At 33.3% G+C, this 22,707-nt stretch carries 21 protein-coding genes and 1 tRNA gene; 12 read left to right on the forward strand and 10 right to left on the reverse strand.

Going from position 1 to position 22,707, the window contains the following annotated elements; genetic code table 11:
* Positions 1-32: 32 nt before the first annotated feature.
* Positions 33-108 (reverse strand) — tRNA-Lys (locus BZARG_RS12965).
* 131 nt (positions 109-239) lie between these two features.
* Here BZARG_RS12965 and BZARG_RS12970 point away from each other — a divergent pair.
* Positions 240-755: a shikimate kinase gene (locus BZARG_RS12970; protein WP_008639131.1), complete on the forward strand. Its 516-nt coding sequence runs from the start codon at positions 240-242 to the stop codon at positions 753-755.
* Here the strand turns inward: BZARG_RS12970 and BZARG_RS12975 are convergent.
* A complete protein-coding gene (locus BZARG_RS12975; protein WP_008639143.1) occupies positions 747-1,253 on the reverse strand; it encodes a phosphoribosyltransferase family protein in 507 nt (168 codons plus the stop codon). The genes BZARG_RS12970 and BZARG_RS12975 overlap by 9 nt on opposite strands.
* A gap of 32 nt (positions 1,254-1,285) precedes the next feature.
* Positions 1,286-1,678, reverse strand: a complete 393-nt coding sequence (locus tag BZARG_RS12980; protein ID WP_008639153.1) for an RNA-binding S4 domain-containing protein — start codon at positions 1,676-1,678, stop codon at positions 1,286-1,288.
* An 80-nt stretch (positions 1,679-1,758) separates the two neighbouring features.
* Between BZARG_RS12980 and BZARG_RS12985 the strand changes: the two genes are divergently transcribed.
* Positions 1,759-2,778 carry an FKBP-type peptidyl-prolyl cis-trans isomerase gene (locus tag BZARG_RS12985; protein WP_008639127.1) on the forward strand — a complete coding sequence of 340 codons (1,020 nt, stop codon included), beginning with the start codon at positions 1,759-1,761 and terminating at the stop codon, positions 2,776-2,778.
* A gap of 74 nt (positions 2,779-2,852) precedes the next feature.
* Here BZARG_RS12985 and BZARG_RS12990 read toward each other — a convergent pair whose 3' ends face one another.
* The 3 genes from BZARG_RS12990 to BZARG_RS13000 all read right to left on the reverse strand — a co-directional run bounded on the left by BZARG_RS12990 (position 2,853) and on the right by BZARG_RS13000 (position 5,365).
* On the reverse strand, positions 2,853-3,437 hold the full coding sequence (locus BZARG_RS12990) for an outer membrane beta-barrel protein (protein ID WP_008639147.1): 585 nt from the start codon (positions 3,435-3,437) through the stop codon (positions 2,853-2,855).
* Between the two features lie 48 nt (positions 3,438-3,485).
* On the reverse strand, positions 3,486-4,439 hold the full coding sequence (locus tag BZARG_RS12995) for a transketolase family protein (RefSeq protein WP_008639158.1): 954 nt from the start codon (positions 4,437-4,439) through the stop codon (positions 3,486-3,488).
* 80 nt (positions 4,440-4,519) lie between these two features.
* Entirely contained in the window at positions 4,520-5,365 is an 846-nt protein-coding gene (locus tag BZARG_RS13000; RefSeq protein ID WP_008639160.1) for a transketolase, read from the reverse strand.
* A 169-nt stretch (positions 5,366-5,534) separates the two neighbouring features.
* Between BZARG_RS13000 and tgt the strand changes: the two genes are divergently transcribed.
* The 10 genes from tgt (at position 5,535) to BZARG_RS13050 (ending at position 18,095) form a co-directional block, all read left to right on the forward strand.
* The gene (gene tgt / locus BZARG_RS13005; protein ID WP_008639151.1) at positions 5,535-6,665 is read left to right on the forward strand and encodes a tRNA guanosine(34) transglycosylase Tgt; all 1,131 of its coding nucleotides are present in this window, start codon (positions 5,535-5,537) and stop codon (positions 6,663-6,665) included.
* Positions 6,666-6,768: 103 nt separating this feature from the next.
* Complete coding sequence (locus tag BZARG_RS13010; RefSeq protein ID WP_083823856.1) at positions 6,769-7,845, forward strand: LptF/LptG family permease; 1,077 nt, start codon at positions 6,769-6,771, stop codon at positions 7,843-7,845.
* Positions 7,832-8,737 (forward strand): DMT family transporter, encoded by a 906-nt coding sequence (locus BZARG_RS13015; protein WP_008639138.1) that lies wholly within the window; start codon positions 7,832-7,834, stop codon positions 8,735-8,737. Before BZARG_RS13010 ends, BZARG_RS13015 begins: the two co-directional genes overlap by 14 nt.
* 145 nt (positions 8,738-8,882) lie before the next feature.
* Positions 8,883-9,836 carry an acetyl-CoA carboxylase carboxyltransferase subunit alpha gene (locus BZARG_RS13020; RefSeq protein WP_008639129.1) on the forward strand — a complete coding sequence of 318 codons (954 nt, stop codon included), beginning with the start codon at positions 8,883-8,885 and terminating at the stop codon, positions 9,834-9,836.
* Positions 9,837-10,004: 168 nt separating this feature from the next.
* The gene (gene dnaB, locus BZARG_RS13025; protein ID WP_008639125.1) at positions 10,005-11,540 is read left to right on the forward strand and encodes a replicative DNA helicase; all 1,536 of its coding nucleotides are present in this window, start codon (positions 10,005-10,007) and stop codon (positions 11,538-11,540) included.
* Positions 11,541-11,666: 126 nt separating this feature from the next.
* On the forward strand, positions 11,667-12,686 hold the full coding sequence (locus BZARG_RS13030; RefSeq protein WP_008639149.1) for an AI-2E family transporter: 1,020 nt from the start codon (positions 11,667-11,669) through the stop codon (positions 12,684-12,686).
* A gap of 139 nt (positions 12,687-12,825) precedes the next feature.
* Positions 12,826-14,010 (forward strand): hypothetical protein, encoded by a 1,185-nt coding sequence (locus tag BZARG_RS13035; protein ID WP_008639135.1) that lies wholly within the window; start codon positions 12,826-12,828, stop codon positions 14,008-14,010.
* A 1-nt stretch (position 14,011) separates the two neighbouring features.
* Positions 14,012-15,712, forward strand: coding sequence for a tetratricopeptide repeat-containing sensor histidine kinase (locus BZARG_RS13040; RefSeq protein WP_008639136.1), 1,701 nt, complete (start codon positions 14,012-14,014; stop codon positions 15,710-15,712).
* A complete protein-coding gene (locus BZARG_RS13045; RefSeq protein ID WP_008639165.1) occupies positions 15,705-16,373 on the forward strand; it encodes a LytR/AlgR family response regulator transcription factor in 669 nt (222 codons plus the stop codon). Before BZARG_RS13040 ends, BZARG_RS13045 begins: the two co-directional genes overlap by 8 nt.
* Before the next feature lie 99 nt (positions 16,374-16,472).
* Positions 16,473-18,095 (forward strand): LamG-like jellyroll fold domain-containing protein, encoded by a 1,623-nt coding sequence (locus tag BZARG_RS13050; protein WP_008639156.1) that lies wholly within the window; start codon positions 16,473-16,475, stop codon positions 18,093-18,095.
* 355 nt (positions 18,096-18,450) lie between these two features.
* Here the strand turns inward: BZARG_RS13050 and rplT are convergent, their stop codons facing one another.
* The 4 genes from rplT to thrS form a co-directional block, all read right to left on the reverse strand.
* Positions 18,451-18,795, reverse strand: coding sequence for a 50S ribosomal protein L20 (gene rplT, locus BZARG_RS13055; protein WP_008639145.1), 345 nt, complete (start codon positions 18,793-18,795; stop codon positions 18,451-18,453).
* A gap of 136 nt (positions 18,796-18,931) precedes the next feature.
* Positions 18,932-19,129, reverse strand: coding sequence for a 50S ribosomal protein L35 (rpmI, locus tag BZARG_RS13060; RefSeq protein WP_008639141.1), 198 nt, complete (start codon positions 19,127-19,129; stop codon positions 18,932-18,934).
* 65 nt (positions 19,130-19,194) lie between these two features.
* Positions 19,195-19,749, reverse strand: coding sequence for a translation initiation factor IF-3 (gene infC, locus BZARG_RS13065; RefSeq protein ID WP_262483638.1), 555 nt, complete (start codon positions 19,747-19,749; stop codon positions 19,195-19,197).
* Between the two features lie 34 nt (positions 19,750-19,783).
* Positions 19,784-21,721 carry a threonine--tRNA ligase gene (gene thrS, locus BZARG_RS13070; RefSeq protein ID WP_008639133.1) on the reverse strand — a complete coding sequence of 646 codons (1,938 nt, stop codon included), beginning with the start codon at positions 21,719-21,721 and terminating at the stop codon, positions 19,784-19,786.
* Positions 21,722-22,707: the final 986 nt, after the last annotated feature.

Consider the following 22,707-nt stretch of genomic DNA (forward strand, 5'->3'; position numbering starts at 1 on the left):
GGTTAACGCGAGTAGTTCGTACTACTTTTTTTTGGTGACCGGGCTGGGGCTCGAACCCAGGACCATCTCCTTAAAAGGGAGATGCTCTACCAACTGAGCTACCCGGTCAATTACTGTCTCTGTAACGAGGGTGCAAATATAAAACCTTTAATTAATAAAACAAGACTTTTTTTAAATTATTTTTTGTTTTTTTGTTGCATCAATATGTAACTTTTTAATAATCAATTTTTAAGCTCTTTATGAATATTATTTTATTAGGCTATATGACCTCCGGAAAATCGATAATTGGCCAAAAATTAAGTCAAATATTAGAAAAACCATTCCAAGACTTGGATGACTATATTGAAATAAAGGAAAACATGTCTATTTCCGATATTTTTAAAACTAGAGGTGAAATCTATTTCAGGAAAATTGAAAGCAAGCATTTGTCGAGCTTCTTGCAGCAGAAAGATGTAGTAATGTCATTAGGGGGTGGAACGCCTTGCTACGGTAATAACATGGCTTTAATTAAGCAGCAACCTGACGCTTTAAGTGTTTATCTTAATGTTTCGGTGGCAGAATTAGGAAACCGCTTGTTTTTAAATAAAGCAAGCAGACCTTTAGTTTCGCATTTAGTAAGTCAAGAGGAAGTTACCGAATTTGTCGGCAAACATATATTTGAGCGTCTTAATTTTTATAATCAGGCCAATATAAGTGTTAATGGCAATAAAACACCTGATGAAATTGTTGAGTCAATTATTTTAAAGTTAGTTTAAGTAGGCCTCAAAGGATTTTCCTGTCAAAACAACATCCACATGTTCATGTAAAGACGTTGATAAGGAAATACCTTTAAAATCGGCTTTTACGGGATACTTTTTATGATTACGGTTAACTAATACGGCCGTTTTAAATTGTTTAAGTGGCGCGTTTAAAAAATGCTTGACACCATAGATAAGTGTCGTTCCAGAATTTAAAACGTCATCTATTAAAACAATAGACTTATTGGCATATTCAGAAACAGCTAGAGATGTCGTAATCGGATTGAGCGGGTTCTTTTTATCAATTACAACACGGCATAAAATGGGGTTTATGTTAGAAATTTTGCTTAAAGCTGCTTTTAGTTTTTCTGCCAGGATGTAACCGTTGGTATCAATACCTGCTAAAATAATTTCATCTTCATCCACATTGCTTTCATAAATTTGATAAGCAATACGTCTTATTTTATGAACGATTTCTTCGTGATTTAGGATGATGTTTTTTTCAGTGGCTTTCATAAAGGCTGTTTTTTCAAAGATACTAGAGTTAATTATAAATTCTTTTGATTATCTGGTTCATTTTCATCTTTGTAATCATCAATGTCTCGACGGTCTTTTTTAGTAGGTCTTCCCGTTCCTTTTTTACGGTAATAATCTTTAGAATACTTCAATAGCTCATTAGCAGCGAAGGCTTCTTTAGGTGTAGTGTCTGTTCTGTATAAATCTACAAGTTTTGCACCAACGCGGTTTGGAGGTAAATCATTAATCGTTAAAGTATAATTAATTTGATCTTTGCGAACCTGTATTTTATCTGTAGCATAAACATCTCGACTTGGTTTTACAGGATCACCATTTACTTTAACATGACCTTTTTTAATCGCAGTTGTAGCTATTGTTCTTGTTTTGAAATATCTAACACACCATAAAAATTTATCTACTCGCATATAAAGGGTTTAAAAACTACGTTAATGTTGTTGTACAAAATTATTTAAAAATTGTATCTTGCCAACAAAAATAAGCAATAATGAATTTAAGAAAAATATTAGTCCTTCTTTTAGCTGTTTCTTCAGTTATTACCGCGTGTAAAAAGGATGATGACGATGGTCCAATGACCGTTGAATTAAGGGATGCTGCCGAAGTTTATGCAGAGGACATGATTGATATACAAGATTACTTAGAAACACACTTTTATAATTATGAGGAGTTTCAGTTAAATAGTGCTTATAGTTTAGCTAACGATAATTTCAAAATTGTTTTTGATACCATTGCTGGTACTAATGCGAATAAAACGCCATTAATCGATATGGTGGATTCGAAAATTGTTACACAAGGCGGTATTGATTATACCTTCTACTATTTAAATGTCCGTGAAGGTTTGGGTAATGAAATTCATAGGTCGGATGAAGCCACCTTAATTTATGAAGGTAGTAGTATTCCTGATAATTATGTGTTTGATAGCTCTGTTAATGAGTCTCAATTTAACTTAATGGCAGTTGGAGCCACAAGTGGAGTGATACGAGGGTTTATGGAAGGGGTAATTGAGTTTAAAACGAGTGATAGTTATGATATTAATGGCGATGGGACTGTGGCTTATCATAATCATGGTATAGGTGCTGCTTTTATTCCTTCTGGAATTGGTTATTTTAACCAGCCACTTGCAGGAGTTCCATCTTATACGCCTTTAATTTTTAAATTTAGTTTATACAAACGAACTATTTTAGATCATGATCTTGATGGTATTCCATCCTATTTAGAAGATTTAAATAATAATGATGATTTATTTGATGATGATACAGATGGAGACCAAACGCCTAACTTTCTAGACAATGACGATGATGGTGATGGCTATTTAACAAAGGATGAATTGGATTATGGAGAATATGTTATACAGGTAGGTGATTCAGATCCTACATTTGCCGCTAATGAATTTGAAAGTTCTCGTGTGGAAAACAACGGCCAAATTACCATTAAAACAGTTATCTTAAGAGATACAAATGGTAACGGTACGCCTGATTATTTAGATGAAACAAGTATACCTGATTAAGGATAAATCATAAATTTAGAGATAAAAAAAACCGCAATTTGCGGTTTTTTTTGTTTTATGAATTAAGCGTAGCGCTAAAGTGCAAGTGAGATGCTTAAAATTAACTGATCCGGACGCATATCTATTCTACCAACATTTAAACCGTTGTTAGTTGCAAACGTTCCTTCATTTTTACTAAATCCGCGCTCATAGCGTAAATCGATTCCAATTTTATTTAAACTAAACCCGACTCCGAAATTAAGACCAACAGTAAAATCGTTTTTAACTTCGTCAATAGTGATGCCATCAAATTCAGAATCCAGAATATATTGGAAAGAAGGTCCGGCAAAAACATTTAGAAACTTTATTAAACGAACTCCAACTAAAACTGGTGCATCAATTTTTTGCATTTTGAATTTTCCAGAGTTATAATCACTTTTAGTAGCTGTATAGACCAATTCTGGTTTTAGATAAATAGTACCGCCGGTTTGATAAAATAGCCCAAAATGATAGCCTAAATTCCTATCCGGTTTTTCGGCAGCACTTACTGCTGATTCGTAGAATTTACCATTAGCATCGTAGTTTAACCCACCTTTTAATCCAAACCCACCTTCGTTCTGAGCAGATGCTGTGCCTATAAATAGAAAGGAGGCAACCAGACTTAAAACAAAATACTTCATATATAAATTATTTTTTGATTACCTCTCTAAAACGTAAAATTTCTACGTTTATTTTCTTTTGATCACTTTTTCAGCCGCTTTAACTATTGCTTCAGCGTTTAAACCATATTTATCCATTAATTGAGCAGGTGTTCCTGACTCACCAAACGTATCATTAGTAGCCACAAATTCCTGCGGAACGGGATGATTTGTTGTTAAAACACGTGAAACACTTTCGCCTAAACCACCTAAATGATTATGTTCTTCCGCCGTTACAATACAACCTGTTTTACCAACAGATTTTAAAATCGCTTCAGCATCTAAAGGTTTAATCGTGTGAATGTTTATCACTTCAGCTGAAATACCTTTATCGTTTAATGTCTTAGCAGCTTCAAGTGCTTCCCAAACTAAATGACCGGTTGCTACAATAGTTACATCAGTACCGTCAACTAAATGAAGCGCTTTTCCAATCTCAAATTTTTGATCTTCTGAAGTAAAGTTAGCTACACTAGGTCTTCCAAAACGCAAATAAACTGGGCCTTCGTATTCTGCAATTGCAATGGTTGCTGCTTTAGTCTGGTTATAATCGCAAGGATTTATAACGGTCATTCCTGGCAGCATTTTCATTAAGCCAATATCTTCTAATATTTGGTGAGTCGCGCCATCTTCACCCAACGTTAAACCAGCATGCGATGCACATATTTTAACGTTTTTATTAGAATACGCAACACTTTGGCGAATTTGATCGTAAACACGACCTGTAGAGAAGTTAGCAAACGTTCCTGTAAATGGAATTTTTCCTCCAATAGTAAGTCCTGCTGCCAAACCAATCATGTTAGCTTCTGCGATACCAACCTGAAAAAAGCGTTCTGGATGATTCTTTTTAAAATCGTCCATTTTTAAAGAACCGATTAAATCTGCACAAAGAGCCACTACATTTTCGTTGGTTTTTCCTAATTCGGTTAATCCAGCTCCAAAGCCTGAACGTGTATCTTTATTACCTGTATTTTTATATGTTTTCATATCTATGTCCACAAAAGTGGATGTCTTTAAATTAAACTTGATTTTAAAGTCCTTCCTTTTGGGAAGGATTTAGGATAGGATTAATAGTCACCTAAAGTCTCCGGGTTCTGCTTTAATCCTGAAGCTAATTGCTCATCGTTAGGTGCTTTTCCGTGCCATGCATGCGTATGCATCATAAAGTCTACACCGTTACCCATAACTGTTTTTAGTAAAACGCAAACCGGTTTGCCTTTTCCTGTCTTAGATTTAGCTTCAGCCATACCTTTTAATATAGCGTCTATATTGTTGCCTTCTTCAATTTCTACAACCGTCCAATCAAAAGCTTCAAACTTGGCTTTTAAACTTCCCATTGGTAAAACATCATCTGTACAGCCGTCAATTTGCTGACTGTTTAAATCGATAGTCGAAATAATATTATCAACTTTATTACCAGAAGCATACATAATAGCTTCCCAATTTTGACCTTCTTGAAGTTCGCCATCACCATGTAAGCTGTATATTAAATGTTTATCACCGTTTAGTTTTTTCGCTTGTGCAGCACCTAAAGCAACCGACATACCTTGACCTAAAGAGCCTGAAGCAATACGAATTCCAGGTAAACCTTCATGTGTTGTTGGATGTCCTTGTAAACGGGAGTTAATTAAACGGAATGTGTTTAATTCATCAACTGGGAAGTATCCTGAACGTGCTAAAACACTATAAAACACTGGTGAAATATGACCGTTGGATAAGAAAAATAAATCTTCGTTAGCGCCGTCCATATCAAAACCTTCTTTTCTGTTCATGATTTCTTGGTAAAGAGCTACGAGAAATTCTGTACAACCTAATGAACCTCCTGGATGTCCAGAGTTTACCTTGTGAACCATACGTAAAATATCTCTACGTACTTGGGTTGTTAAATTTTCTAATTGTTGAGTTTTTGACATTTGTGTATTGTTAATTTATATGTTGCAAAAATAACGCTTTATAAAGATTTACGGAAGCCCCTGGTAGGCATTTATTAACGATTTCTATGGATTTGCTAACAATTTTGTTTTAATTAGGAACGACATCGTAATTTCTTATTTATATTTGCGCTCTCATGATAATTTGAATATGACATTTGACTTAAAAGTAACAGACTCGCAAACAAAGGCGCGTGCTGGAAAGATAACAACCGATCACGGTGTAATTGAAACACCAATTTTTATGCCTGTAGGAACCGTTGCTAGTGTAAAAGGCGTACACCAACGTGAATTGAAGGAAGAAATAAATCCAGATGTAATATTAGGTAACACCTATCACTTATACTTACGTCCGCAAACTGATGTTTTAGAAAAGGCAGGAGGCTTACATAAGTTTATGAATTGGGATCGGAATATTTTAACCGATTCTGGTGGGTATCAAGTGTATTCACTTTCTGCTAATAGAAAAATTAAAGAAGAAGGTGTGAAGTTTAAAAGTCACATTGATGGAAGCTACCATTTCTTTACACCAGAAAATGTAATGGAAATCCAACGAACCATTGGTGCAGATATTATTATGGCTTTTGATGAGTGTACACCATATCCGTGTGATTATCGTTATGCCAAACGATCCATGCACATGACGCATAGGTGGTTGGATAGATGTATTAATCATTTGGAAAAAACACCATTAAAATACGACTACGATCAAGCATTTTTCCCAATAGTTCAGGGAAGTACCTATAAAGATTTGCGTCAACAATCGGCAGAGTATATTGCTAATGCCGGCGCAGTAGGAAATGCTATTGGCGGATTGTCGGTAGGAGAGCCAGCTGAAGAAATGTATGCCATGACTGAAGTGGTAACAGCAATTTTACCAGAAGATAAACCACGCTATTTAATGGGTGTTGGAACACCAATTAATATTTTAGAAAATATTGCTTTGGGTGTGGATATGTTCGATTGTGTTATGCCAACACGTAATGCTAGAAATGGTATGTTATTTACTGCACACGGAACCATTAATATTAAAAACCTGAAGTGGCGCGAAGACTTTTCGCCTATAGATGAAATGGGTATAACTTTTGTCGATACCGAATATTCTAAAGCTTATTTAAGACACTTATTTACAGTAAATGAATTATTAGGAAAGCAAATTGCTACTATTCATAATCTAGGTTTCTATATGTGGTTGGTTCGTGAAGCAAGAAAACATATATTAGCAGGAGATTTTTCTACATGGAAAGATATGATGGTAAAACAAATGGATAATAGACTTTAGAAAGTAGGGGCTATTGTTATGTAGCCAAAAACATTTACTTCAAGGTATTATAAATTAAAACTCCCAGAAAACCTCTTCTTTGAAGAGAGTAGGAAAGACAACATTGAAAATATTAGACTGGTACATACTAAAACGTTATCTCCTTACATTTTTTGTAATGTTGCTGCTATTTATTCCTATTGGAATAACGGTTCATCTAGCAGAAAAAATAGGGAAGATACTAGAAAATGAAGCACCTTTTGGCGAGGTTATGCTGTATTTTTTAGATTTCACCATATATTTTGCTCACTTATTATTTCCATTATTTTTATTCCTTTCGGTAATTTGGTTTACTTCAAAATTGGCTAATAACACGGAAATTATTGCGTTTTTAAGTTCTGGTGTTTCTTTTAGTCGCTTTTTACGACCTTATATGATAGGGGCGTCCGTTGTATCTGTTTTCGCATTAGTCCTCGGTCTTTATTTAGCGCCAGAAGCCAGTAAAGGTTTTAACGATTTTAATTATAAATATTTAAAAACGGGTAAAAGTGCGGTTGATAATCAAAACGTTTACCGGCAAATTGATGATACTACTTACATTTTTGTCAGTAGTTTTGATACGAAGCAAAAACGCGGACAGAATTTTACATTGGAGTACATTAGGGATAACAAGTTGGTTAGTAAAATTACTGCGAGTTCAATTCAATATGTTGAGAAGGATTCTACTTATAGAATGAATACCTACGTAAAAAGATACATAGGAGATAACAATGATATCATTGAAACAGCTAGACGAAAAGATACGTTGTTTGCTTTCGATTTAGAAGACTTAACTCCAGTAGAGTATATTGCAGAAACCTTGCGCTATGGCGAATTAAATCGTTTTATAGAAAAGGAAGAAGCACGTGGTTCATCTTATATTAGTCGTTATAAATTAGTTAAATATAGAATATGGAGTTTGCCGGTTTCTGTGTTTATTTTAACCATTATTGCCGTAGCCGTTTCATCTATAAAACGACGTGGTGGAATGGGCGTAAACCTAGCAGTTGGTATTTGTATTGCTATGGTTTTTGTGTTTTTCGATAAAATTTTTGGTGTGATGGCCGCACAATCAGATTTTCCACCTTTGCTAGCTGTGTGGTTTCCTAATATGCTATTTGGAATATTAGCGGCTTACCTTCTATACAATGCTAAACGATAAGTTAAAGAATTACGCACATTTACACCTGTTGGTTTTTATAGCGGGTTTTACTGCTATTTTAGGGCAATTAATTTCTATTGAAGCGGTTTCACTCGTTTGGTATCGAATGCTAATAGCATTGGTTTTTATGGCCATTTACGTTTATTTTTCGAAAGCAAATATTAGAATTCCCTTAAAATCTATTCGTAATTTAAGTTTTGCAGGTGTTGTTATTGCTTTGCATTGGATTACTTTTTTTGCCGCCATAAAAGTCTCTAATATTTCCATAACATTAGCCATGTTTTCAACTGGTGCTTTTTTCGCATCCTTTATTGAACCTTTAGTCTACAGGCGCAAACTAATTAGTTATGAAATAGTATTTGGTGTTTTGGTTATTATTGGGGTTTTTATTATTACGCAAAGTGAACTTCATTATTTGTTAGGCATTATTTTAGGAATTATCTCCGCTTTTTTATCATCGCTTTTTGCCGTTTTAAATGGTAAGTTTCTAGAGAAGCATTCGGCAACTACCATTTCCTTTTACGAATTTATAAGTGGTGTTGTTTTTATTAGTATCTATTTGTTTTTTTCTGGCAAAGGTTTTTCACCAGAATTCTTTGTGCTCCATCTTTCCGATATAATTTATCTTCTAATTTTAGCCTCCGTTTGTACAGCTTACGCATTTATTGCATCTGTATATGTTATGCGCTATATTAGTCCATTTACGGTGGTGCTTACTTATAATTTAGAGCCTATTTATGGAATTATTTTAGCCGTTATTATTTTTCCTGAAAAAGAGAAAATGAGTAACAATTTTTATATTGGAGCAGCTATTATTATAAGTGTGGTAGTATTGAATGGTATTTTGAAAAACCGGAGAAAGAATCGGATGAAAAGGATAGCTTCATCATAAAAATGTTAATATTTTCACCATGTATGTGGTAATTAGTACTTTTGTAAAAAGCATTATGCATGCCTAATATTTCATCTTTTTACTTCGGTTTAAAATGAAAAAAATATGTAGGTTTGTAGGCTAACTAATTTAATTAAAAATTCCTATGGAGTATTTAGAATTTGAACTTCCGATTAAAGAACTTGAAGCTCAATTGCAGAAATGTCAAATAATAGGTACGGAGAGTGAAGTAGATGTATCCGAGACTTGTAAGCAAATTGAAACTAAATTAATTGCGACCAAGAAAGATATATACAAGAATTTAACGCCTTGGCAACGTGTACAAATGTCACGTCATCCAAACCGTCCTTATACTTTAGATTATGTTAAAGCGCTTTGTGGCGAATCATTTTTAGAGCTTCATGGCGACAGAAATGTTAAGGATGACAAAGCTATGATTGGTGGTCTTGGTAAAATTGGAGATCAAACTTTTATGATTATTGGTCAACAAAAAGGATATAATACCAAAACGCGTCAGTATCGTAATTTCGGTATGGCAAATCCAGAAGGTTACAGAAAAGCGTTACGCTTAATGAAATCTGCGGAAAAGTTTGGTATCCCAGTACTTACCCTTATTGATACACCAGGTGCTTATCCAGGATTGGAAGCCGAAGAACGTGGACAGGGAGAGGCTATTGCTAGAAATATTTTAGAAATGACACGCCTAAAAGTTCCAATTTTAACGGTTATTATTGGTGAAGGTGCATCGGGTGGTGCATTAGGAATTGGTATTGGCGATAAAGTAATGATGTTAGAGAATACCTGGTATTCTGTTATTTCTCCCGAATCTTGTTCGTCTATCTTATGGCGCAGTTGGGAATATAAAGAACAAGCTGCCGATGCGTTAAAGCTAACGGCAACAGATATGAAAAAAATGAAATTGGTAGATGAGATTATTAAGGAACCTCTTGGTGGTGCACATAGTGATCGTGAAACAACTTTTTTATCCGTTAGAGATGTTGTTCTAAAATCTTATGAGGAGTTTAAAAACTTATCACCAAAAGAATTAGTAAAAAATCGTATGGATAAATATTTAAATATGGGTGTTTTTAAAGGTTAATCCTTTTCGTACCATAGAACCTTAAAATCTGAAATTTTTTATTTCGGATTTTTTTGTGCTTATTAACAATAAAATCAACTTATTAACAGCAGAATTGTTAACTTATGGTTAACAACGAAACCCCATTAAAGCTATCATTTTAGCAACCTTTTAATTACTTTCGCTCACATGAAACAACCGAATCAAGTAAAGGGATATCCCGTAGATAAAAGCACTTTAATTAGTCTTGAGAAAGGAAAAATACCGCCTCAAGCCATTGATTTAGAAGAGGTTGTTCTCGGTGCTATGATGATTGATAAAAAAGGTGTTGATGAGGTTATTGATATTTTAAGTGCAGATGCATTCTATAAAGAAGCGCATCAGCATATATTTGAAGCTATTTTTCAGTTGTTTGAAAATAGTGAACCTATTGACTTATTAACCGTTTCTAGTCAATTAAAGAAAAACTTAAAACTAGATGTCGCAGGAGGAGACTTTTACCTAATTTCTCTTACTCAAAAGGTATCATCTTCAGCACATATTGAGTTTCACGCGCGTATTATTCTTCAGAAATTTATTCAGCGTAGTTTAATTAAAATTTCAAGTGAAATTATTGAAGACTCTTATGATGAAACGCAAGATGTTTTTGATTTATTAGATAAAGCGGAATCTAAATTATACGAAGTCACGCAAGGAAATATTAAAAAATCCAGTGAAACCGCTCAAAGTTTGGTAATTCAAGCCAAGAAAAAAATTGAGGAAATTTCTAATAAAGATGGTTTAAGTGGAATTCCAACAGGATTTACCAAACTAGATAAACTGACCTCTGGTTGGCAAGAAAGTGATTTAATTATTATTGCGGCGCGTCCAGGTATGGGTAAAACGGCATTAACCTTATCTATGGCTAGAAATATAGCCGTAGATCAGAATATTCCTGTTGCTTTTTTCTCATTAGAAATGGCATCGGTGCAATTAATTATGCGTTTAATTTCTAGTGAAACGGGCTTGTCTTCAGAAAAATTACGTACAGGAAAGTTAGAAAAACACGAATGGGAACAATTAAATGTCAAAGTAAAAGGACTTGAAAAAGCCCCTTTATTTATAGATGATACGCCTTCACTTTCCATCTTTGATTTACGAGCAAAAGCGAGACGTTTAGTATCGCAACATGGCATTAGATTAATTATGGTGGATTACTTGCAATTAATGACAGCTGGTGGAAGTCAGAAAGGTGGTAATCGTGAACAGGAAATTTCAACAATTTCTCGAAACTTAAAAGCATTAGCTAAAGAATTAAGTGTTCCGGTAATTGCCCTATCGCAATTATCGCGTGCAGTTGAAACCCGTGGAGGAAGTAAACGTCCAATATTATCAGATTTACGTGAATCTGGTGCAATTGAGCAGGATGCGGATATTGTAAGTTTTATTTACCGTCCGGAATATTATAAAATTGATGAATGGGATGATGACGAACGCTCACCAACTGATGGTCAAGCCGAGTTTATTATTGCTAAACACAGGAATGGTGGATTGGATAACATACGATTGAAATTTATAGGAAATCTTGGTAAGTTTGATAACCTAGATGATTTTGATACACCGTTTGATCATGAATTCCATTCTAAAATGAATGAAGCTGCTAATGATAATACGTTTAAAGCAGATCATTTTCCGTCCCCAAATGATGCGTTTGGTGCTCCAGACGATAACGAAGTTCCTTTTTAAATCATTCATTTTTAGATATTTAAAATACGTGTCGTTTTTATGTTTTTAATGCAAAATTGTTTCATCTTTTGACACGCATAAGAAGTTTTTGACTTAATTTTGCAGAACTTCTAAATAGGGGCTAATATGAATCAATTGCGTACCACAAATCTACTATTATCAATCATCGTTATTCCGTTTGTGTTTTATTTACTTAAAACGCTTTCGTTTATATTTATTCCTTTGATTTTTTCCATGTTTATAGCGTTGCTATTTTTGCCGCTTATGCGTTGGTTGGGTAGAAAGAAAATTCCAAAAGCAGTTAGCATTGTAATAGTTGTACTATTAATAGCTCTAGGCCTAAAAATAGGCGTTGAGCTCGTTAAGGTTTCTGGACGCGAAATATTAAATTCTGAAACCGAGTTTTTTGTCAAGGCAGAAGAGAAGTTTGATGCGTTACTAATTAGTGCACAAGAAACTTTTGGAGTTGAAGTAGAAAGCAAACAAAACCTATTTAAAAAGTTTATTCACGAGGAAACAATTGGTGTCACCCTCAGTTTTATTCAAAAAACTGTGACTATGATTCTGATGACGGTCTTTTTTGTTGTTTTGTGGTTAGCAGAGTCCATCAATATTCAAAAAGTGATGAACAATACCTTGTTGAAGCTCAAACATACATCGGTTAAAACGTTTATAAAAATCGAGAACGATTTAATCAAATTTGTGAAAGTAAAATTTGCAGTCAGTTTAGCAACAGGTATTGGAACGGGTTTGGCTTGTTTATTCTTTGATGTTAGTTTCCCTATTTTCTGGGGTCTATTTGCCTTTTTTATCAACTTTGTTCAAATGGTAGGCTCCATAGTAACGGTCGTTTTATTAGCCGCTTTTGCTTTTATTGAGTTAGATCCTACAAGTACATTATTCTTTTTTATAATTTCAATTACAGGTGTTCAAGTACTTTTTGGTTCTATTTTAGAACCTATTTTTATGGGAAAATCTTTTTCTGTAAATATTATAACAGTTTTGGTCATGCTTATGCTTTGGGGTTATATCTGGGGCGTTCCCGGTTTAATTATGGCTATTCCAATTACAGTTGTCTTAAAAATTATGTTGGAACAATTTGAGAGTACTAAAGTTATTGCTAATTTGTTATCGGGTAAAAATTAGACTTTCTCCCAGACTAAAATTATTTTATATTGATTTGTAAGGTCTATATTTTCTGTATCTTTCAAATATGAAAAAGTTAGTAATTCTACTCCTGTTTTTGTTCTCCTTAAATAGTTTTGCATCCTATATTTTAATACCTATGGATGCCAATAGTCAGAAAAATCATTTAAAAGCTTACGGTATTACGTATTGGACTTTAGATAATCAATTAAAAGTAAATTGGTTATTAAATTACAGAGGAGGTTCGTTTTTACTACCCGACTCTGAACGTATTCGTAGGGAATGTCAAATTCGAGGGGTTTCTTTTGAAGTGCTTTCCAATGCGAAAGCGGAAGCTATTCTTAACGAAATTAGTAGCCCGAGTAAAAACATGGAATCTGTGGTTTTAGAAAAAGCACCAAAAATAGCGGTATATTCACCTAAAGGTAATTTGCCATGGGACGACGCCGTAACCATGGTGTTGACTTATGCTGAAATTCCTTATGAAATAATTTACGACGAAGAAGTTTTAAATGATGCTTTGTTATTATATGACTGGTTGCATTTACATCATGAAGATTTTACGGGGCAATACGGTAAGTTTTACGCTAATTATAAAACAGCTGCTTGGTATATTGAAGAAAAAAATTCTGCTGAAGCATTGGCTAAACGATTGGGATACGATAAGGTTTCTGATGAAAAACTAGCCGTTGCAAATAAAATTAGAGACTACGTTATTGGTGGTGGATTTATGTTTGCTATGTGTAGCGCTACCGATAGTTTTGATATTGCTTTATCTGCTGATGGTGTCGATATTTGTGAACCTATGTTTGATGGTGACGCCAGTGATGCCAATTACCAAAGTAAAATAGATTACAATAGAACTCTTGCTTTTAAAGATTTTATTTTAGAACGAAATCCTAATGTATACGAGTTTTCATCTATTGATATGACTACGAAACGTCGGATTCCAAAAACAACTGATTATTTTACGTTGATGGATTTTTCGGCAAAATGGGATCCAATTCCAACGATGTTATGCCAAAACCATACAGCTTTAGTAAAAGGGTTTATGGGGCAAACAACATCTTATAGTCGCGATCAAATAAAAGCGAATGTTTTGGTAATGGGAGAAAATAAAACCAATGGTGAAGCTAAATATATTCATGGAATTAAAGGAAAAGGTTTCTTTACTTTTTATGGTGGTCATGACCCAGAAGATTACACGCATAAAGTTGGGGATCCAAAAACAGAGCTCGATTTATTTCCAACATCGCCAGGTTATCGATTAATTTTAAATAATGTATTGTTTCCAGCGGCTAGAAAAAAGAAGCAAAAAACATAATATGAAGTATCTGTTGCATGGTTTAACATTGTTGCTTTTCCAAGTTTCGTTTTCTCAAAAAGATACTATAATTGATTTTGGTGAAAAGTTAATAAATGAAAATCGTTTAACTGAAGCTATTAGTTATTACAATAAAAGTTTAATTCAGTCTAAAAATGATGAGCAACAGATTTATCTGCTTTTAGGTTTAGCTGAAGCCTATAAATTAAAATTAGATTATGATGAAGCTAGTGTGTACTTTCTAAAATCTTATGATTTAATTAAACAAACCAAAAACCCGCAGCTTGAATTTTTGTACCGCGTAAAAATGGCTGAATTTTTCAGGAAGAGAACCCTTTTTTTAGATGCTAATGAACAACTTATAAAGGCCGAAAAACTACTAAAGCTTCATCCCATTGATGATACTAATTTGGCCAATTTTTACAGTAGAAAAGCAGCCCTTTTTACAGAATATTTTTTTAAGGTCGATTCCACATTTTTTTATGCCAACAAAGCTTTAGAACTTTCAAAAAAAGTAGGGGATAAGCAAGGTTATTTTTATGCATCTCTAGAAATATCTGGTGTTTATGAAGAAAAAAAGGAATACGATAAAGCGGTGGAGTTTTTAGAGGAATTATTGGATTATGCTAAAGAAAATCGACTCATTCAAGAACAAGCAGATGCTTATATAAATTATACCCGGGTTTTATTTAAGAGTAATCAGTTTGAAAAAGGACTCAAAGAGTGTGAAGAAGCTTTAGACTTTGCCAAGATAAATGATCTGTTTTATGGTGAAATTTTATTTACTGATAATATCAGGAACTTCTATGACAAATTAGGGAATATTGATAAGGCTTACGAGTATTTAGAAATTAGATTAAAATTAACTGACAAATATTATCAAATTGAACATGGTAAATTCTTATTTGAATTAGAAGAAAAATATAAGCTGACCGAAAAGGAAAATCAAATTAAAATTAATAATTTAAAAATTGTAAATCAAAATAAGGCATTGGCTTCTAATAAAATTAAGTTGTATGTTAGTTTGGTCTTCATTTTAATAGCTACAGTTCTGGTTTTCTTTATTGCACACGTTTTAAAAAGAACCAAAATCAACAACAGAAAGCTAGAATTGCTTTCTCAAGAAAACGAGTTTTTATTAAGTGAGGCTAATCACCGTATTAATAATAATTTGCAGTTAGTTATTATTCTTATTGCCGATCAATTGAAAAAATCAATTGGTTCTGAAAATTTTCAACTAAAGAATATTTTAACTAAAGTTGAGACGATCTCAACTTTACACAAACATTTATATAGGAATAAGGATAAAAAGATAATTGATGCTTCAAAGTACTTAAGCGATGTAAAAGTTAGTTTTTTTGACACGTTTAATGACAATAATATTCACATAAGTTTTAAAGTGGCACCCGTAGATATTCCATCAGACTTTGCTATGTATTTAGGACTGCTATTAACTGAACTTTTCATCAACTCCATAAAACATGCCTTTGTAAAACAAGATTTCAAAGAAATTACTTTCGATTTATACGAAAAGGATAATATACTGTATTTTAATTATTCAGATAATGGTGACGCCATTCTCAATGCGAAAATTAAACCAAAATTGATAGATAAGCTCTGTCGTCAATTAAAAATTAAGTATCACATAGAAACCGAAAATGGTTTTTCATTTTCGTTTATAAAACCAATTAGTAATGATTAACTATCAAAACCCTAAAATATTAATAGTTGAGGACGACGTTATAATTGCAGAATATATAGCAGAAATTTTAGAAGAGGAGTCTTTTAATGTCATAAAACTAGCTCATGATAAGGAGTCGGCTTTAAATAAAATGATATCTTTTTTACCCGATATTATTCTTATGGATATTAATTTAAACGGAATAAATGCCGGAATAGAATTGTCCAAAATAAAAAATGAAAATGCGACGGTTATTTTTATAACAGGTCAATCGGATTTTAAGTTAATGAATGAAGCTTTAAAGACATGTCCTGACGCTTATCTTACAAAACCTATTAAAAAAGTAGATGTTATAGCTTCTATTAATCTAGCTATAAACAAAAAACAAATCCATAGTTTTAATTTTAAAGATGGTTATGATACCATTATTTTGAATCATTCTGATATTAGATATATTATGGCCGATGGTAATTATAGCAATATTTACACGTCGACAAAAAAATATACTATACGTCAAACTTTAAGTTCTATTGTGGAAAAACTACCATCAAAGCTGTTTGAACAAACGCACCGTTCTTATTTTGTAAACAAGGATATGGTAGAACGCGTTACAGCTAATGCTGTTTTTTTAAAAGGTATAGAGATTCCATTATCTAGAACGTACGGTAAGTATTTTAAATAACCATTCAAATACATAACACTGCGCTTCAACCATCTATATTGGTTGCTTATAGTTTATAATTTATTTTTGGCACATATTAATGTAACCAAATCTAATTTTATGAAACTAAAACTTTACTTATTATTACTGGCATTTATTAGCCTTAACTCTGTAAATGCTGCTTATTATTTTCAAGTCTCAAATGTGGATCCTTTAACAGGAGGACAAACTTATTTGCTTAATGAAGCTTCTAATCCATTGGAACTTTCTCTTTTATTTTGCGCATTTGGTAGTAACCAACCATCAATATCTACTACCTATACAATAACTTGGTATAAAAATACTATAAATTCAACTGTAGGTGGTATTATGGTTGACCAATCAAACCAAATTACTCCTAATCAATATAATGTGCCTGACATTAAAACATTTTTGCCAAGCACCACTGAAATTGGTTCTTTTTACTACTATGCTGTTTTATCTAATCCACAATATACATCTTGTGGTTTTACGGATACGCTTACTTCAACAATACAAAGAGTTGATGTGTTAAGTCCTGCAACAAATCTAAATTTTGATGGAGTAGATGATCGTGCCGAAGTAAATATTTCATCTTTGCCTTTAGCTAATGCACCTAGAACAGTTGAGGCTTGGGTTAAAACCAGCGCTACAAATGTTGGAACAATAGTTAATTATGGTAATCAAAGTACAAATCAACGATTTGGTATACTAATGACTAACGACGGTAGAATCGGTGTAATTGGAGAAAATAATGATTATATAGCTCCAACAGGAAGTGTTAATGACAATAATTGGCATCATGTTGCTGTGACATTCAATGGTTCTGTTTTAACAATTTTTGTAGATGGTGTTAGTGTAGGATCGACTAATAAGAGTTATTCAACTAACGGGAATTTATTAAGTTTAGGCTCAACTTTTAGAACAACTTTTTGGGGTGAGTTTTTTAATGGAAATATGGATGAAGTTCGAGTATGGAATACAGCAAGAACAGCATCTCAAATTAATTCTAGTAAAAACTGTGAGTTGCAAGGAATTGAAACTGGTTTAGTGGCTTATTATAATTTTAATCAAGGAAATGATGCTAATAATAATTCAACAATCACAACTTTAACAGATGCTACGGCAAATACATATAACGGTACATTATCAAATTTTGCTTTAACAGGAGCAACAAGTAATTTTTTAGCAGGTTCACCTATAATAAGTGGGTATACAATACCAAATACACCAACAGCAACAGCTTTAATAATGTATGAAGTTGGGGAAACAGCAAATGTTTTAACTGCAACAACTAGCGGAACAGGTTTATTATGGTACACAACAGAAACCGGAGGAACAGGTTCTACAACAGCGCCAACTCCAGATACTTCAGTAGTTGGGTCGAAATCTTACTGGGTTTCCAGTACAAATGTAAACGGATGCGAGAGTGAGCGTTTGGAAATTGTAGTAGATGTAGAAGCTACTATGGGTATTGATAGCGAAAGTATGTTAAATAACATAGATATATATCCCAACCCAACCAAGGGTAATATTTCTATTACCTTGCCAAATATGCAGGATTCTAAAATTACAGTTTATGATTTAAATGGGCGTTTGCTTTTAAATCAATCAAACAGTGGTAAAACAATGTCTGTAGATTTAAGTGCATACGAAGCTGGTATCTATTTGTTTAAAGTAGAGGTTAATGGAAATGAAACCATGAAACGAATTGTAAAACAGTAATCAATTTAATTCAAAGCGGCAATATATGTAATGGGTATTGCTGCTTTTTTTACTTTATAAAGTAAAACCACCCTAATTTTTATCAATTCACGTACAAAATACTGCATTTCAAAACTAAAATTTTGCTAGTGGTATTATTTGTCTTAAATTTGAGACATATAAAGCTATTAAGATAAATATGGCCGTAGGTCATATTATTTTACATTAATTAGATTTAGGGGATTTGATTGATGAGCAAGAAGCAGCGACAACTATTATGGATGTCGCTGCTTTTCTTTTCAAACAAAAAAAATCCGATTCAATTAAGAATCGGATTTTTTATAAGCGAAATATGTTTTACAATAGGCTAAACGCCTTACTTTACTTTATTAATTACTGCAGCAAATGCATCTGGGTTGTTCATAGCTAAATCGGCTAAAACCTTACGGTTTAAATCAACATTATTAGCTTTCATTTTACCCATAAACTGCGAGTAAGACATACCATGTTCTCTTGCTCCTGCGTTAATACGCATAATCCATAAAGCACGGAATGTTCTCTTTTTTACTCTACGGTCTCTGTACGAATATTGCATCGCTTTATCAACCGCATTTTTTGCTACTGTCCAAACGTTTTTACGACGTCCGAAGTAACCTTTTGCTTGTTTAAGCACTTTTTTTCTTCTGGCTCTTTTGGCTACAGAATTTACTGATCTTGGCATAATTTAAATGTTTTTTGTAGTAGGCGGTCTTTTAATGACACTTTAGATTAAAAATCTTAAATCAACAAACGTTAATTAAAAATCTTTAAAGCCCAACTCCAGGGTTTATTAATTGTTTTAACCGGTTAAAATAAGGTTACTTTAAACGTAACATAATTTTAACATTACTCATGTCGGCCTTATGAACTAAAGTCCATTGAGTTAAGGCTTTCTTACGCTTTTTAGTCTTCTTTGTTAAGATATGACTCTTAAAAGCGTGCTTTCTTTTTATTTTACCAGTACCAGTAATTTTAAATCTTTTCTTGGCACTAGATTTGGTTTTCATTTTAGGCATTGTTCTTCCTAGTTTAAGTTATTTCGCTTACTATCTTTATCTGTTCCCGAAGCGTCGGGATCAGTTTATTTTGATTTCTTTGGAGAAATAAACATCGTCATTCGTTTACCTTCCAGTTTTGGCATTTGTTCCACTTTACCCAAATCTTCTAAATCTTGCGCTAAACGCAACAATAGAATTTGTCCTTGTTCTTTAAAAACAATGGATCGGCCTTTAAAAAAGACAAACGCTTTTAATTTCGCGCCCTCTTGTAAAAACTTCTCGGCATGTTTCTTTTTAAATTCGTAATCATGATCATCTGTTTGAGGACCAAAACGAATTTCTTTTACAACAACTTTCGAGGCTTTTGCTTTTAATACCTTTTCACGTTTCTTTTGTTCATAAAGAAACTTCTTATAGTCCATCACTTTACAAACAGGAGGATCTGCTTTTGGTGATATTTCAACAAGGTCAAGCCCTTGTCCATCAGCTATTGCCAATGCTTCTTTTGTTGGGTAGACACCTACTTCAACATTGTCACCTACTAAACGCACGTTTTCTACCCTGATTTTAGAGTTAATTTTGTGCTGATCTTCTTGATTTACTCGACGAGGAGCTTGTCTTCTTCTACGTATTGCTATGGCTGTATAATTTTAGTTTAACTTAATTTCCTTATTAAAATTCTTTTAATGTACTCTTGACTTCTTTGTTTAGAATGTCAGTGAATTCTTGTACAGTAATCATGCCAAGATCTTCACCACCATGCTGACGAACAGAAATTTTACCTTCTTGCTCCTCATTCTCTCCAACAATAATCATATATGGGATTTTTTTCATTTCGGCTTCCCGAATTTTCTTACCCATTGTTTCATTTCTATTGTCAATTAGGGCGCGAATTTCGTCATTTTCTAGCGAATTTAAAACTTTTTTCGCGTATTTCTCATATTTTTCACTAATAGAGAGTACAATAACCTGATCTGGTACCAACCACAATGGGAAGTTACCTGCTGTATGCTCCAATAAAATGGCTATAAAACGTTCCATACTTCCAAAAGGAGCGCGGTGAATCATAACCGGGCGGTGAAGCTCATTGTCACTGCCTTTGTAGGTTAAATCGAAACGTTCAGGTAAGTTGTAATCTACTTGAATTGTACCTAATTGCCACTGTCTTCCCAGGGCATCTTTCACCATAAAGTCTAATTTTGGACCGTAAAAAGCTGCTTCCCCAGTTTCAACAACAAAATTTAAATTTTTGTCTTTTGCAGCATTTAATATGGCAGATTCCGCTTTTTCCCAATTTTCATCACTTCCAATGTATTTTTCAGGTGTTGCAGGATCACGTAACGAAACTTGTGCCGTGAAATTTTCAAATCCTAAAGATCCAAATACATAAAGAACTAAATCTATAACATTTTTAAACTCTTCATCTAACTGATCTGGCATACAAAATATATGCGCATCATCTTGAGTAAAACCTCTTACACGAGTTAAACCATGTAACTCGCCACTTTGTTCATATCTATAAACGGTTCCAAATTCGGCAAAACGTTTTGGCAAATCCTTATAGGACCATTGGAAACTATTATAAATTTCACAGTGATGCGGACAGTTCATTGGTTTTAAAAGGAATTCTTCACCATCTTTAGGTGTTAGAATAGATTGGAAACTATCTTCTCCGTACTTTTCATAGTGTCCAGAGGTTACGTAAAGCTCCTTCTGTCCAATATGCGGTGTAATAACCATTTCATAACCAGCTTTCTTCTGAGCTTTTTTCAGAAAATTCTCTAAACGTTCGCGTAAAGCGGCACCTTTTGGTAACCATAGCGGTAGACCTTGACCAACCTTTTGCGAAAACGTAAATAACTCTAGTTCTTTACCTAGCTTTCTATGATCACGTTTTTTTGCTTCTTCTAATAAGTGCAGGTAATGTGTTAACTCCTTTTGCTTCGGAAAAGAGATACCATATACACGAGTTAACTGTTTATTGCTTTCATCACCTTTCCAATAAGCTCCGGCAACACTTAATATTTTAACAGCTTTAATAATTCCGGTATTTGGAATATGGCCACCGCGACATAAATCGGTAAATGTGTCATGATCGCAAAAGGTGATGGTGCCATCTTCTAGATTTCCTATTAAATCTAGTTTGTAATTATTTTGGTCTCTATAATAAGCGAGCGCTTCTAATTTTGAAACGTCGCGCATATTAAATTCATGTTTTCCACGCGCTATTTCTAGCATCTTATCTTCAATACGTTTAAAGTCTTTATCAGAAATTGTTTCGTCACCTAAATCAATATCGTAATAAAAGCCATTATCAATAGCTGGACCCACCCATAATTTAGCGTTAGGGTAGAGCGCTTCAATTGCTTGTGCTAATATATGTGCAGACGAGTGCCAGAATGCTTTTTTACCTTCATCGTCGTTCCAAGTATATAAAATAAGAGTCCCGTCGGTGGTCAATGGCGTTTTGGTTTCGACAACTGTATCATTAAATTTTGCCGAAATAACGTTTCTCGCTAATCCTTCGCTAATGCTTTTTGCAACGTCCATTGACGTTGTTCCTGTCTCAACCGACTTTATACTGCCATCTGGCAACGTAATCTGTATCATTATATATAGTGTAATTATGAAAGACAAATATAATGGGATAAAATTTTACATACAATATATATATAGGTATAATTTTTAAAACTGATGTAAGCTGATTACTCGTTATATATAGTATTCTATATACAGCGTAATTGTTGTCTCGAATTCATACTTTTTACAAAGTACAAATGGATTTATAGATTGGGAGTAGAGTAGTGCTTAATAGGAGTTCTATAATTAGAATGTTAGACATGTGATTTTTGAGCAACATTAAATCAATTCAAATGGATGTTTTTTTAGCTTTTATAATCCTTCCTTTTCTTAATAAGAAGGATTTCGTTATCTATATATAATGTCTAAATAAGTATAGTTTGGATAGATGATTTAGATCGTGAACGTCGAATACTTCAATTCTAAATATATGAGTTCTTGTTAATATTAAATATCAAATCGTCTATATCTGGATTTTGTATGTTTATTTGATGTAGAATTAAACCTCCATTTATTAATAATAGGGATTTCGCTACCTATAAATTATATAGAATCTGAATTAGCATAATATAGACAGATGAAGTTGATCTTTAAAGTTGAATACTTCAACTCTATATATAAGAGTTCTGGTTTTTATTGAACACTAAATTACCATTATCACGATTTTGAATTTCATAGTGCGCATATTGAAACCTCTTTTTATTAATGAGATGATTTTTGCTATCTATATGTAGTAGCTGAATTAGCATAATATAGACAGATGAAATCGAATACTTCAATTCTATATATAAGAGTTCTGGTTATTATTGAATACTAAATCATCTATATCTGGATTTTGTATTTTTATTTGATGTAGAATTAAACATGGTTTTATTAATAAGAAGGGTTTCGCTACCTATATATAGTTCCTAAATAAGTATAATATGGACAGATGAATTGGATCGTGATAGCCGAACATTTCAATTCTGCTTGGACGGGTTACAATTTTTATTCCGCTCCCAACCATCCTTCCCGAG

It is taken from the genome of Bizionia argentinensis JUB59, assembly GCF_000224335.1.
GTDB lineage: Bacteria > Bacteroidota > Bacteroidia > Flavobacteriales > Flavobacteriaceae > Algorimicrobium > Algorimicrobium argentinense.